The sequence below is a fragment of the Neisseria sp. P0022.S010 genome, assembly GCF_051956635.1.
The window spans coordinates 1-12202 of record NZ_JBQCXF010000010.1; the positions used below are offsets into that span (position 1 = coordinate 1).

Below are 12202 nucleotides of genomic sequence, written 5' to 3' on the forward strand. Positions count from 1 at the left end.
AGCGCATATTGTAGTTTTTGCCGCGTACGCCGGTTTCGCCTGCCAGCAATTCGTCAATGTATTGTTGAACAGGGGCGAACCAATGTCTTTGGTTGGACATATTGATGGCGAATTCTTTAGTGGATTCGGGAACGCGCGGATTTTCTTTGGTCAGCAGGAATTGGTTGGCATCGTCCAGAGTGAAGACGAATACGCCGTGACCGACAGTCAGTACCAGTTGGGTTTGCGGACCGTATAAAACATAACCTGCAGCCACTTGGTCGCGGCCTTTTTGCAGGAAGGACTCGGTAGTCAATGTGCCTTCTGGTTTCGCCAAAATGGAGAAAATTGTGCCGACGGAGATGTTGACGTCGATATTGGAAGAGCCGTCCAGTGGGTCAAACAATACCAAATAGCCGCCGTTTTCGTGTGTAGCGACATAGGTGTCTTCTTCTTCGCTGGCAAGGCCTGCGATGTTGGCATTGGCTTTTAAAACATCAATCATGATGTTGTTGGCGATGACGTCCAGTTTCTTTTGGTCTTCGCCTTGGATGTTGCCGGTACCGGCCATGCCTAAAACGCCGGAAAGCGCGCCGAGGCGGACTTTGGCGTTGATGTCCAAACAGGCGGCGGCTACGGATTCCAGTACGCCGGCCAGCTCCTGCGGCAGTTTGTGTTCGGGCAGGTGTTGGGCTAAGAATTGGTTCAATGTCTTCATGGTTTCACTCTTTTCCTAAGTTTGAATCGAATATTTTTCAATTTCAGGCCGTCTGAAAACGGCGTGTTCATTTGGTTTTGCTGTCGGCCATGCCTAAAACTTCTTTAGTGCAGGCGATGCTGGTGTCTTTGATGCGTTTTTTCAGCTCGTCGCTCATGGTGTTGCTGCCGCCCAAAAGCGAGGTCGCTTCTTCAGGATTGATTTGGTCGACTGTTTTTTCGCCGATGCAGCGGCAGATTTTTTCAGTGGTCGCGGAATCAAACGGGCTTTTTCCGGAGGCTTTTTCCACGCAGGCTTCGGTCGCCGAACGGATAAATTCGGTGCGGAAACTTTGGGTAAATTCTTCTTTAAATTCGTTTTTTACTGATTCGCTGCACGCACAGAGCAGGAGCGTGCAGGCTAGGGGTGTGCGTATATTCATGAGTGACGTCCGTTAATTGTTATGTTGTGAATTGTAGTGGAAAAAGGCTTAAGTATAAAGGGTTAAGGCCGTCTGAACAGGTATGGCGGCAAAATCGAAGCGCTTGGGTATGCGTTCAGACGGCAACGTTTATTTCGTTTTGCTTTCCAATACATAATGCGCGCCGGCATCTTGCGCCAGAATTTTGGAAAGCTCGGGCAGATTGTTTTGCAACTGTTCGGCAAGCATATAGGGCGGGTTGATGATGAACATGCCGCTGCCGTGCATGCCGAAGCCGTCGCTGCGCGGCGTATGGACATGAAGCTCGGCGTGCAGATAATTGTCGGGAGCGATTTTTTTGAGTTCGTCCGGCAGTTTGCGGCTTTCTTCGCGGCTCAAGCAGGGATACCAAACCATGTAGCAGCCGGTTTCAAAGCGTTTTAAAGCATCTTTCAAAACTTGGACGACACGGCGGTAGTCTTGTTTTTCTTCGTAGGGCGGATCAATCAAGACGGCGGCGCGGCGGGGCGGGGGAGGCAAGAGCGAAATCAGGCCTTGATAACCGTCTGCTTGGCTGACTTGCACTTTGCGCGGCGGACGGATTTCGCGCATATTGTTTTGCAAATGGACAAAATCGGCAGGATGCAGCTCAAAGAGGCGCATTTTGTCGCTGTCGCGCGTGAGCGCCTGTGCCAGCCAAGGCGAGCCGCAGTAAAGGTTGTCTTGCGGCAGGATTTGTTTCAGACGGCCTATAAATTCGGCCAATTCGGCAGGCAGCTTGTCAGCTTGTTCCAAGAGCGCAATGCCTTGTTTGTATTCGCCAACTTTTTGCGCTTCGTCGCCGCCCAAATCATACAAACCGGCACCGCTGTGCGTATCGATATACCAATAAGGCTTGTCTTTGCGGTTGAAATATTCGAGGACAAGGAAGAGGGTAAAGTGCTTGAGCATATCGGCATGGTTGCCGGCATGGAAGGCGTGGCGGTAGCTGAGCATGATCGGGCGGCGGAAATAAAAATCCGATTATACCCCAAACCATCGCCACCACCGCTTTCAGACGGCCTTTGTGCCTGGAAAATGCTACAATATCCGCCTTATCGTACCATCGGAAAGAAGACATCATGTTTACAGGCATCGTACAAGGCATGGGCAAAATTACAGACATCGCTCAACCTTCGCCCGACTTTCGTACCCACACTGTCGAGCTGCCCCCCGAAATCGCCGACAATCTGCAAACCGGCGCCTCTGTCGCCAACAACGGCTGCTGCCTGACCATTACCCGAATCGACGGCAACAAAGTCAGCTTTGATTTGATGGACGAAACCTTACGCAAAACCAATCTCGGCAGCTTGAAAGTCGGCGACCGTGTCAATTTGGAACGTGCGGCACGGTTTGGCGATGAAATCGGCGGTCATGTGATGAGCGGCCATGTGATGGCGATTACCCGAATTTCCCGTATCGAATCCAGCGAGTTCAACCGTACCGTTTGGTTTGAGCTGCCGGAAAACCTCAAGCCCTATATCCTGACCAAAGGCTTTGTCGGTTTGGACGGTTGCAGCCTGACCATAGGCGAAGTCGGCGACAGCGAATTTTGCGTACACCTGATTCCGGAGACTTTGGAGCGCACCCTGTTTGGCAGCCGTAAAGAAGGCGACCTCATCAATATTGAAATCGATCCGCAAACCCAAGCCGTTGTCGATACCGTGATGCGTGTGTTGGCGCAAAAGGCCGTCTGAAAGAAGAAAGTAAAAATGAAATTATCCGAATTTTTAAAAAAAGCCTATTCCGTTTTAAACCGTTTGGATTTAATCCTACCTGACGAGCCGGGAAAAACCGATTGGCAGGCACTTGCCTACCGTTGGCACAGCGTGGGCAAAAAAGGCATTTTAGAAAGCCTGCCGCGTCCTCATACGTTTCCTTTGAGCCGATTGGCAGCAGTCGGTTCGCAAACCGACAGGCTGAAACGCAATACCGAGCAATTTTTGGCAGGCCGTCCGGCCAATAATGTCTTGATGACCGGCGCACGAGGTACGGGTAAATCTTCCTTGGTTAAAGCGTTGTTGCACGAATACGCCGAACGCGGCCTGCGACTGATTGAAGTGGACAAAAGCGATTTGGTCAGCTTGCCGGCTTCGTTGACACTGTTGTCCGAACGTCCCGAGAAATTTATCGTCTTCTGCGATGATTTGTCGTTTGAAACCGGCGATGAAACCTATAAAGCCTTGAAAACCGCTTTGGATGGCGGACTGTCGCAACGTTGCGCTAATGTTTTGGTTTATGCCACTTCCAACCGCCGCCACCTGATTCCCGAATATATGGATGAAAACATTGGTACTACAGGGATTCGCGGTGAAATCCATCAGAAGGAAGCCGTCGAGGAGAAAATTTCCCTTTCCGACCGCTTCGGCTTATGGCTGAGTTTTTATCCTTTCGACCAAAACGATTATTTGACCGCCGTAGCCAACTGGTTGGACGATTTCAATGTGCCTTTTGACGATACCGCGCGCCAAGCCGCGTTGCAATGGGCGCAAATGCGCGGCAGCCGTTCAGGCCGCTCGGCGTGGCAGTTTGCCTGCGACTGGGCAGGACGCTTGCCGGAAGAAAGAGTGCTAGATTAAGGCTGAAAAAAGCAAAGGCCGTCTGAATATGGTTTCAGACGGCCTTTTGTATTTTTATTTATCCATTAGCGCAAACATGAAGACAACCATTGTTGGCGTTGGCGCGGATTGAGCAGATGATAGAGGCGGTATTGGATTTCCATTTCATCCACCGCATAGTCCATGCTGGAGAGGTAGCGGCTTTCAACATAGTCGCGGGCGGCGTTTGAATCGAATGAGTCGCCGGAGAGAATTTTGATGATGGTTTGACGGCGGTTGCGGTCGGAGCGTACGGTTTTGCGGTAGGCTTTATCGTTGATTTGTTTGAAGTCGGTACGCAAGCGGCGCAGGGCGGCGTGTTGGTCGGCGGATAAATTGAGCTGTCGGATGTCGCAATTCGGATGGAAGTCGTCCAAAGTGGCCAGAAACGGACCGGCATGTGCAGGCAGACTGGAACAGAGTAGGGCGAGTGCTAAGAAAGTAAAAGTCGGATAGCGGGAAAGTGCGACAGACACGGTGTTTTCCTAATGTTTCATCAGGTTTGGAAATATAACCGATTAGCGTGTGAAAGGCAGTATCAAAGCAGTTAACTTTTGTTAATGATGTTAGATTTTTCTGCACGTGTATGTATTCAAATAATTTATTTTCAAAGCCTTACAATTTAATTTTAAGTTTCATTAATGTATGTGAAATGTAAATTCATAAAAATGACAGTAGAGACGTTGTCGGCAGCATACAACATAGGGGCAAAAATGCGATAATGACAAAGGAACACACTTTAGGAGAACAAACATGACCGACTACCGTATCGCCCCCAGTATTTTGTCTGCCGATTTTGCCCGTTTGGGCGAAGAGGTAGCCGAAGTTATCCGCGCGGGTGCGGATTTGATTCATTTTGATGTAATGGACAATCATTACGTGCCGAATCTGACTTTCGGCCCTATGGTTTGCGCGGCTTTGAAACCGTATGCAACCGTGCCGGTCGATGTGCATTTGATGGTTGAGCCGGTGGACGATTTAATTCATGCGTTTGCAAAAGCCGGTGCCAATATCATTACCTTTCATCCGGAAGCCAGCCGCCATGTCGATCGCAGCTTGGGTTTGATTAAAGAATACGGCTGTCAGGCCGGTTTGGTATTGAATCCTGCTACGCCAGTCAATATTCTGGAAAACGTTTTGGACAAACTGGATATGGTATTGCTGATGTCGGTCAACCCGGGCTTTGGCGGGCAAAGCTTTATTCCGAATACGCTGGTGAAAATCCGCAAAGTGCGCGAGATGTTGGACGAGTATGAACGGCAAAGCAGCCGCCATATCGCATTGGAAGTCGATGGCGGCGTGAAGACAGACAATATTGCTGAAATTGCGGCGGCAGGTGCGGATACGTTTGTCGCCGGTTCGGCGATTTTTGGCAAACCGGATTACAAAGCCGTTATCGATGAAATGCGTCAACAGTTGGCGCAAGTCGGATAACAAAGCAGGGATACTCTTGGTTTTTTAAACTTTGGAATAACAATATTGAATATTAAAGGCCGTCTGAAATAATTTTCAGACGGCCTTTTGTTTTAGCCTAAACCCTTACAGCGGCCATTTCAATGCAGGATTGCTTTCAATGACTGCTTTGAATTGGTTTTGAATACGCTCAATCGCTTCTTGTGTATCCGCTTCAAAACGCAATACCAAAATCGGTGTGGTATTGGAAGCACGCATCAGGCCGAAGCCGTCAGGTAATTCAACGCGCAAGCCGTCGATGGTGATGATTTCGGTCGCACCTTCAAACTTGGCATTGGCAGCCAGCTCTTCAATCACTTTGTGGCCGTTGCTGCCTTCGGGCAGGTCGATGTTGAGTTCCGGAGTGGAAATGCTTTGTGGCAGCTTGTTCAATACTTCGGACGGATTGTCGAAGGCAGACAGGATTTCTAAGAGGCGTGCGCCGGCATACATACCGTCGTCGAAGCCGAACCAGCGTTCTTTAAAGAAGATGTGTCCGCTCATTTCGCCGGCAACCAGTGCGCCGGTCTTTTTCATGGTGGATTTGATGAAGCTGTGGCCGGTTTTCTCCATGACAGGATCACCGCCGTGTTCTTTAATCCAAGGCGCGAGTAGGCGGGTGGATTTGACGTCGAAAATCACTTTGGCTTTAGGATTGCGGCTCAACACGTCTTGCGCGAAAAGCATCAGTTGGCGGTCCGGATAGATGATGTTGCCGTCTTTGGTGACCACGCCCAAGCGGTCGGCATCGCCGTCAAATGCCAAGCCGATTTCGGCATCGCCGTTTTTGAGTTCGACAATGAGGTCTTGCAGGTTTTTCGGTTTGGAAGGGTCGGGGTGGTGATTAGGGAAGTTGCCGTCCACTTCGCAGAAAAGTTCGGTTACTTCGTTGCCCAAGCCTTTGTAGAGTTTGCCCGCGAATGCGCCGCCGACACCGTTGCCCGCGTCGATGGCGATTTTCATCGGGCGTTTGAGCTTGATGTGGCCGACGATGTTGTTGTGGTATTCGCCAGAGATGTCTTTTTCGGTTACGCTGCCTTGTTTGTCGGCGGCAACAAAACCGTCTTTTTCAACAATGGCTAAAAGTTCTTGAATGGCTTCTCCTGCGAGCGTGTCGCCACCGAGCATCATTTTGAAACCGTTGTAATCGGGCGGATTGTGGCTGCCGGTAATCATCACACCGCTGCCGCCACATTCGTTGATGGCCGCGAAGTAGAGCATAGGGGTGGCAACCATGCCGACGTTGAGGACGTCGATGCCGCTGTCTGTGAAACCGCGTTGAATCTGCGCCATCAGGCCGGGGCCGCTCAAGCGTCCGTCGCGGCCGAGTGCGATACGGGTAATGCCTTTTTCGGAGGCTTTGGTGGCAATGGCTTTGCCGATTAAATAGGCTGCTTCATCGGTCAGGGTTTTGTCGACGATGCCTCGGATGTCGTAGGCTTTGAAAATGTCGCGGGCGATATTTGCCATGTGGATTTCCTTTAAATTTAAGGGGAAATAATGAGGCTTATTCTAACACGGCTAAAAGGCCGTCTGAAAAAATCAGACGGCCTTTTGTCGTTACATCAAAGAACAGTGTTGTTTGGACGAATCAATTGTTGAAAGTGTTGCACTGGTTGATGTCGCCGCTTTCCAAACCGCGCTTGAGCCAAGTCATGCGCGCTTCAGACGAGCCATGGGTAAAGCTGTCGGGAACGACATAGCCCTGAGCTTGTTTCTGCAAGCGGTCGTCGCCGACGGATTCGGCGGCCAGCATGGCTTTTTGAATGTCTTCGGCTTTGAAGATATTGTTGTTGACGGCGTAGTGTCCCCAAATGCCGGTGAAACAGTCGGCCTGCAATTCGAGTTTGACGGAAAGGGCATTGGCCTCTTTTTTGCCGACTTGCTGTTGCATTTTGTGGACTTTAGGCAGAATGCCGAGCAGGTTTTGAACGTGATGGCCGACTTCATGGGCAATAACGTATGCAAACGCGGCATCGCTGGCGGATTCGAGCTTGGTGCGCATGTCTTCGTAGAAACTCAAATCCAAATAAACTTTTTGGTCGCCCGGGCAGTAAAATGGACCCATGGTAGATTGGCCTGTACCGCAGGCGGTGGATGTACCGCCTTCATACAACACCATGGTTGTCGGTGTGTAGCGTTGGCCGTGTTGTTGGAAATATTTGCTCCATGCTTTTTCCGTCTCGGCAAGGACGACACGGGACATTTCGTTCAATTCGGCTTCTTGTTGGCTGTCGAGTCGGGTAGCTTGCTGGGTAGGAATGCCCATCGAAGATGAGCCGCCAACCAAACCGCTCAAATCCACGCCGTAATATGCGCCGACCAAAACCACGATAATGCCGAGTATGCTTGGCGTTTTGCCGCCACCGCCGCCGCCACGGCTTCCGCGGCGATCTTCGACGTTTTGGCTTTGTTCACGGCCTTTCCAATCCATAATGCGCATCCTGTGTAGTTTTCATGCGGCGGATTATACTATGGAATGTCAAATGTGTTTGATCGAATTGCGAATATTGCTTGAGGTCGTCTGAAAATGCGACATCGGGAAAGTGAAAACGGCAGTATCTTTCAGACGGCCTTGGGGTTTGTTAGAATGAGCCAACCTACTATTGGGAGATATAAGATGAAAGTCAGCAGTAAAGCTATTGTCAACGGCGAATTTGAAGACAAATACGGCAAGCGCGGCAGCCAGTTCAGCCCGAATGGTATGCCTTCTTATTCGATTCCTTTTGAGATTGAAGATGCGCCGGAGGGAACAAAATCGTTTGCCGTGGTGTTGGAAGACAAAGATGCCATTTCAGCATCGGGTTTCGTATGGACGCATTGGTTGATTTCGGATTTGAAACGTACTTCCGTGGCAGAAAATGAAAGCATTTCTGCAACGGATTTCACGCAAGGCGCGAACACTTGGGCGAGCGCGTTGGGTAAATTTGAAATCGAAGAGGCTTCGTTTTATGGCGGTATGGCGCCACCGAACAACCGCCATCGTTACGAGCTGATTGTGTACGCGCTGGACACTGTTTTGGATTTGCCGCGCGGTTTCCGCTTTAATGAGCTGCATTTTGCCATGCAGGGCCATGTGTTGGATTCGGCATGTGTGGTCGGTACTTATGATGTGTGAAGGTATGCGTCATTAACGATTGAAAAACAGCCTGTCCGTTTTGAATTCGGACAGGCTGTTTTTATGGGAAATCAAATCAATTAAACCACTTCGGCTTTGGTGATGATGACAGGCTCGGTCGGTACATCGTCGTGGTAGCCGTGGCGTTTGGTAGAAACGCCTTCGATGGCATCAACCACGTCAAAACCGTCAACGACTTTACCGAATACGGCGTAGCCCCAGTCTTGGACGACGGTTTTGCCGTACAGTTCTTTAGAACGGAAGTTCAGGAAGGCGTTGTCGGCGGTGTTGATGAAGAATTGTGCGCTGGCAGAGTGCGGATCGGAAGTACGCGCCATGGCGATGGTGTATTTTTCGTTAGGCAAACCGTTGGACGCTTCGTTTTGAATCGGATCGCGGGTTTCTTTTTCGTTCATGTTTTCATCCATGCCGCCGCCTTGAATCATGAAGCCTTTGATGACGCGGTGGAAGATTACGCCGTCGTAGAAGCCGTCTTTAACGTATTGCTCGAAGTTTTTAGCTGTAACGGGGGCTTTGTCGAAATCAAGTTCGATTTTGATGTCGCCTTTGTTGGTGTGCAGGATAATCATGGGTTTCCTTTCGTTAGAATCCGGTTTTAATCATTCGTTAAATTGTGTCTGAACGACAAACTTCAAGGCCGTCTGAAAAATATTCTTTCAGACGGCCTCGACTATGTTTACGGGTTTACGGCATCAGGACGAAATAAGCCCACAGCGCAACCAATACGATACAGAGGACGTTCAGCAATAAGCCGACGTTCATCATTTCGCGTTGTTTAATCAAGCCCGTACCGAACACAATCGCGTTAGGCGGCGTAGCAACCGGCAGCATGAACGCGCAAGACGCGCCGATGCCGATGACGAATACCAAGACTTGTTCGGGCAGCCCCATTTGTGTGGCGATGCTGGCAAAAATAGGCACGAGCAGCGCGGCGGAGGCGGTGTTACTGGTGAACTCGGTCAGGAAGATAATGAAGGCGGCAACCACGAAAATCACCAGCAATGCAGGAGAGTGGGAGAAGGTGGAAGCAACCTGTTGACCCAATGCTTCGGACGCGCCGGAAGATTGCAGCAACGCGCTCAAGCTGATACCGCCGCCGAAGAGCATCAATACACCCCAGTCGGTATTGCGCGCGACTTCTTTCCATTGCGCCACGCCGAATACGACGACGGCAACGGCGGCAATCAGGGCGATGACAGTGTCGGGGTTGGAAATACCGAATGCAGCTTTGATTTTGGAGCTGAATACCCAAGCAACGGCGGCAGCCAAGAAAATCAACAATGCGATCACACGGTGCAGCGTCCAAGGGATAGATTCCTCTTTAACTTCCACGCGTTCGTTCAAATTAGGTTTGAGGATGACGTACATGGAGAACAGCATTAACGGCAGAATCAACAGCATCATCGGCAGGCCGAGCTTCATCCAGCCGACAAAGTCCAAGTTCAGGGCTTTGGCAGCAATCATGTTCGGCGGAGAACCGACCACGGTACCCAAGCCGCCGATACTGGCGCAGTAGGCGATACCGAGCAGGACGAAAACGTAGGTTTTGCGTTCTTTTTCTTGGTCGAGGTGGCTCATCATACCCATTGCCAAAGGCAGCATCATGGCGGCGGTCGCGGTATTGCTGATCCACATGGACAGGAAGGCGGTAACGGCAAACAGCATCAACACGGCCACTTTCATATTGCCGCGCGACAGGCGCAACAGGCTGACGGCGATTTTACGGTCGAGGCGCTGCATGTGCAGGGCTGTGGCAAGCGCGAAGCCGCCGAAGAAGATGTAAATCGTCGGATCGGCAAAGCCCGCCATCGCCTTTTTGATGTCCATGTCGGGGAAGCCGAGTACGACGGCGAGAATCGGCACCATCAATGCGGTTACCGTGATGTGGACGGCTTCGGTAAACCAAAGCGCGGCAACGAAAATCAACAGCGCAATGCCTTTGTTGGCGTCAGGGCTGTAGGGAAGGACGCTGTAAATGCCGAAACAGACGACGGCGGAGATGATGGTGGTCAGCAGGCCTTTAAAGTCGGTAATCGGCTTTTGTGCACTGAGCAGCTCGACGTTTTCCGGGTGCTGGGTTTTGTCCTTTGCGTGCAGATCCATAGAATGTTCCTCTGAAGTTTGCTGGTTTTTCTTTTACGCTTGTGCCAGCCGTTTTCAGACGGCCTGACAGCGACAGTATATTTGTAATTTAATGTAGTGTAAATAAATTGTAAATTATTTTTTAAAATAAAATAAAAAACGGACAAGCAGCAGGAGGGCTGTTTGTCCGTTCGATTAGGAAAGTGATTGGATTTTAAACGTTTTGTGTCGGGTTGGCTTGTGCTTTAACCAGTAGGCTGCACACGGCCAAAGCGGCTGCAGCCAAGAGTGCGCCTGCAATGCCGATATTGGAAAGGCCGAACCAAGTGGTCACGTAATGCCCCAAAAGCGCACCACCGCCGATACCGACATTGTACAAACCTGAATAAATCGAGTTGGCCACATCTGTCGCATCGGAAGCAAACGTCAATACTTTGGAGACCATGCCCAAGCTGACGATGACGATGGCTACGCCCCAAATAAACACCAGCGCATATACCGCATACGGGAAAGAGGCAAGCGGCAGAAGCAGCAGGGCGGAGAGCAGGATGACCGCCACTGCGCCGAGCATAAACAAACGTTGCGCTTTGGCAAACCATTTGCCGAACAGATAAGACGCGGCAAATCCTGCCAAACCGTACAGGCTCAAGACTATTGTTACTTGTTCGGCTTTAAAGTGGCCGATTTGCAAAACGAAAGGCTCGATATAGCTGTATGCCGTGAAATGTGCCGTAATAATCAATACCGTCATGGCATAGAGCAACATCAGGTTGCGGCGTTTGAACAAACTCGGCAGGCTGCTTAAAGAACCGGTATTCTGGCTGGGTAAAGCAGGTAGGTTTTTGGACAACACCAGCATTACGCCGGCAGCGCAGACCCCGATCAGTAGGAAGCTGAGCTGCCAGCTGAAATATTGTCCGACCACGCGTCCCAACGGTATACCCAACACCATCGCCAAAACCGTACCCGTACTGAGCAAGCCCAAAGCCTGATTGGTTTTGCCGGTGGGCGCAAGCCGTACCGCCAAAGAAGCCGTAATCGACCAAAAGACCGCGTGTGTCAGCGCAATCCCGATACGGCTGACCAAGAGGATGTTGAAGTTCCAAGAAAAGAACGACAGCGCGTGAAACAGCGCAAACAGTGCAAACAGCATCAGCAATAATTTGCGCCGTTCGATGTTTTTCGTCATCAGCATCAGCGGCAGCGATAGGAGCGCAACAATCCACGCATACACCGTAATCATCATGCCCACTTCCGTTGCCGCTTTGCCAAAGCTCTGACCGATGTCGCTCAAAAGCGCAATCGGAATGTATTCGGTGGTATTGAAAATAAACGCACCCACCGCCAGCGCGCATACGCTAACCCATTGTTTGAATGTTGAAGTCATTATTATGTCCGTTTGATGAAGCAAAGGTCGTTATTGTACGCCTATCTGCATTTTTCAGACGGCCTTAATGAAGAATTTGCAAGCTGTTTGCGTAAGGAGTAAAGTATTTGACAACCATATTTGTTTGAATGAAAGGAAATATAAATGCAAACTGTTACCCTCAACATCGACGGCATGACCTGCGGCGGCTGCGTGAAAAGCGTAACCCGTCTTTTGGAAGGCGTAGAAGGCGTGGAAAAAGCAGAAGTCAGCTTGGAAAACAAAAATGCAGTGATTACTTTCGATGAAAGCAAGACAGATGCCGACGCGCTGATTGATGCCGTAGAAGACGGTGGCTACGACGTGGCTTTGTAACCGACAAGCGTATTTTGAATAAAGGCCGTCTGAACCGTTTCAGACGGCCTTTGTC

General features: G+C 50.4%; 14 protein-coding genes. 5 read left to right on the forward strand and 9 right to left on the reverse strand.

The features are described from left to right. From ACTHUT_RS02375 to ACTHUT_RS02385, 3 genes are all read right to left on the reverse strand, one after another. Positions 1-697 (reverse strand): class 1 fructose-bisphosphatase (locus ACTHUT_RS02375; protein WP_440418668.1); only part of this gene is annotated, 697 nt, incomplete at its 3' end. Between the two features lie 67 nt (positions 698-764). Next, the gene (locus ACTHUT_RS02380) at positions 765-1118 is read right to left on the reverse strand and encodes a hypothetical protein (RefSeq protein ID WP_440386277.1); all 354 of its coding nucleotides are present in this window, start codon (positions 1116-1118) and stop codon (positions 765-767) included. Between the two features lie 129 nt (positions 1119-1247). Then, positions 1248-2093 (reverse strand): 23S rRNA (adenine(2030)-N(6))-methyltransferase RlmJ, encoded by an 846-nt coding sequence (locus ACTHUT_RS02385; protein WP_440386278.1) that lies wholly within the window; start codon positions 2091-2093, stop codon positions 1248-1250. 125 nt (positions 2094-2218) lie between these two features. Between ACTHUT_RS02385 and ACTHUT_RS02390 the strand changes: the two genes are divergently transcribed. Together ACTHUT_RS02390 and ACTHUT_RS02395 are read left to right on the forward strand one after the other, a co-directional pair. Then, positions 2219-2833: a riboflavin synthase subunit alpha gene (locus tag ACTHUT_RS02390; RefSeq protein WP_440386279.1), complete on the forward strand. Its 615-nt coding sequence runs from the start codon at positions 2219-2221 to the stop codon at positions 2831-2833. Between the two features lie 15 nt (positions 2834-2848). Beyond that, positions 2849-3715: an ATP-binding protein gene (locus ACTHUT_RS02395; RefSeq protein ID WP_440386280.1), complete on the forward strand. Its 867-nt coding sequence runs from the start codon at positions 2849-2851 to the stop codon at positions 3713-3715. Positions 3716-3780: 65 nt separating this feature from the next. On the opposite strand, the gene ACTHUT_RS02400 is transcribed toward ACTHUT_RS02395, so the two are convergent. Next, entirely contained in the window at positions 3781-4209 is a 429-nt protein-coding gene (locus ACTHUT_RS02400; RefSeq protein ID WP_036490577.1) for a Spy/CpxP family protein refolding chaperone, read from the reverse strand. A gap of 277 nt (positions 4210-4486) precedes the next feature. On the opposite strand from ACTHUT_RS02400, the gene rpe reads away from it, so the two are divergent. Beyond that, the gene (gene rpe / locus ACTHUT_RS02405; RefSeq protein WP_070608225.1) at positions 4487-5167 is read left to right on the forward strand and encodes a ribulose-phosphate 3-epimerase; all 681 of its coding nucleotides are present in this window, start codon (positions 4487-4489) and stop codon (positions 5165-5167) included. Between the two features lie 105 nt (positions 5168-5272). Here rpe and ACTHUT_RS02410 read toward each other — a convergent pair whose 3' ends face one another. Then, the gene (locus tag ACTHUT_RS02410; protein ID WP_440386281.1) at positions 5273-6655 is read right to left on the reverse strand and encodes a phosphomannomutase/phosphoglucomutase; all 1383 of its coding nucleotides are present in this window, start codon (positions 6653-6655) and stop codon (positions 5273-5275) included. A 121-nt stretch (positions 6656-6776) separates the two neighbouring features. Further along, positions 6777-7619 carry a KPN_02809 family neutral zinc metallopeptidase gene (ypfJ, locus tag ACTHUT_RS02415; RefSeq protein ID WP_440386282.1) on the reverse strand — a complete coding sequence of 281 codons (843 nt, stop codon included), beginning with the start codon at positions 7617-7619 and terminating at the stop codon, positions 6777-6779. A gap of 186 nt (positions 7620-7805) precedes the next feature. On the opposite strand from ypfJ, the gene ACTHUT_RS02420 reads away from it, so the two are divergent. Beyond that, positions 7806-8303, forward strand: coding sequence for a YbhB/YbcL family Raf kinase inhibitor-like protein (locus ACTHUT_RS02420; RefSeq protein ID WP_440386283.1), 498 nt, complete (start codon positions 7806-7808; stop codon positions 8301-8303). An 80-nt stretch (positions 8304-8383) separates the two neighbouring features. Here ACTHUT_RS02420 and ACTHUT_RS02425 read toward each other — a convergent pair whose 3' ends face one another. From ACTHUT_RS02425 to ACTHUT_RS02435, 3 genes are all read right to left on the reverse strand, one after another. Then, on the reverse strand, positions 8384-8893 hold the full coding sequence (locus tag ACTHUT_RS02425) for a peptidylprolyl isomerase (protein WP_003747093.1): 510 nt from the start codon (positions 8891-8893) through the stop codon (positions 8384-8386). Positions 8894-9008: 115 nt separating this feature from the next. Further along, positions 9009-10427, reverse strand: a complete 1419-nt coding sequence (locus ACTHUT_RS02430; protein ID WP_003747091.1) for an SLC13 family permease — start codon at positions 10425-10427, stop codon at positions 9009-9011. Between the two features lie 193 nt (positions 10428-10620). Further along, entirely contained in the window at positions 10621-11793 is a 1173-nt protein-coding gene (locus ACTHUT_RS02435; protein WP_440386284.1) for a sugar transporter, read from the reverse strand. A gap of 144 nt (positions 11794-11937) precedes the next feature. Between ACTHUT_RS02435 and ACTHUT_RS02440 the strand changes: the two genes are divergently transcribed. Then, complete coding sequence (locus tag ACTHUT_RS02440; protein WP_049344680.1) at positions 11938-12147, forward strand: heavy-metal-associated domain-containing protein; 210 nt, start codon at positions 11938-11940, stop codon at positions 12145-12147. Positions 12148-12202 lie beyond the last annotated feature (55 nt).

Bases quoted from the DNA above. Each gene is read 5' to 3' on its own strand.
- ACTHUT_RS02410 (WP_440386281.1), bottom strand. From the start codon at position 6,655: ATGGCAAATATCGCCCGCGACATTTTCAAAGCCTACGACATCCGAGGC.
- ACTHUT_RS02385 (WP_440386278.1), bottom strand. From the start codon at position 2,093: ATGCTCAGCTACCGCCACGCCTTCCATGCCGGCAACCATGCCGATATG.
- rpe (WP_070608225.1), top strand. From the start codon at position 4,487: ATGACCGACTACCGTATCGCCCCCAGTATTTTGTCTGCCGATTTTGCC.
- ACTHUT_RS02380 (WP_440386277.1), bottom strand. From the start codon at position 1,118: ATGAATATACGCACACCCCTAGCCTGCACGCTCCTGCTCTGTGCGTGC.
- ACTHUT_RS02420 (WP_440386283.1), top strand. From the start codon at position 7,806: ATGAAAGTCAGCAGTAAAGCTATTGTCAACGGCGAATTTGAAGACAAA.
- ACTHUT_RS02440 (WP_049344680.1), top strand. From the start codon at position 11,938: ATGCAAACTGTTACCCTCAACATCGACGGCATGACCTGCGGCGGCTGC.
- ACTHUT_RS02430 (WP_003747091.1), bottom strand. From the start codon at position 10,427: ATGGATCTGCACGCAAAGGACAAAACCCAGCACCCGGAAAACGTCGAG.
- ypfJ (WP_440386282.1), bottom strand. From the start codon at position 7,619: ATGGATTGGAAAGGCCGTGAACAAAGCCAAAACGTCGAAGATCGCCGC.
- ACTHUT_RS02435 (WP_440386284.1), bottom strand. From the start codon at position 11,793: ATGACTTCAACATTCAAACAATGGGTTAGCGTATGCGCGCTGGCGGTG.
- ACTHUT_RS02395 (WP_440386280.1), top strand. From the start codon at position 2,849: ATGAAATTATCCGAATTTTTAAAAAAAGCCTATTCCGTTTTAAACCGT.
- ACTHUT_RS02390 (WP_440386279.1), top strand. From the start codon at position 2,219: ATGTTTACAGGCATCGTACAAGGCATGGGCAAAATTACAGACATCGCT.
- ACTHUT_RS02425 (WP_003747093.1), bottom strand. From the start codon at position 8,893: ATGATTATCCTGCACACCAACAAAGGCGACATCAAAATCGAACTTGAT.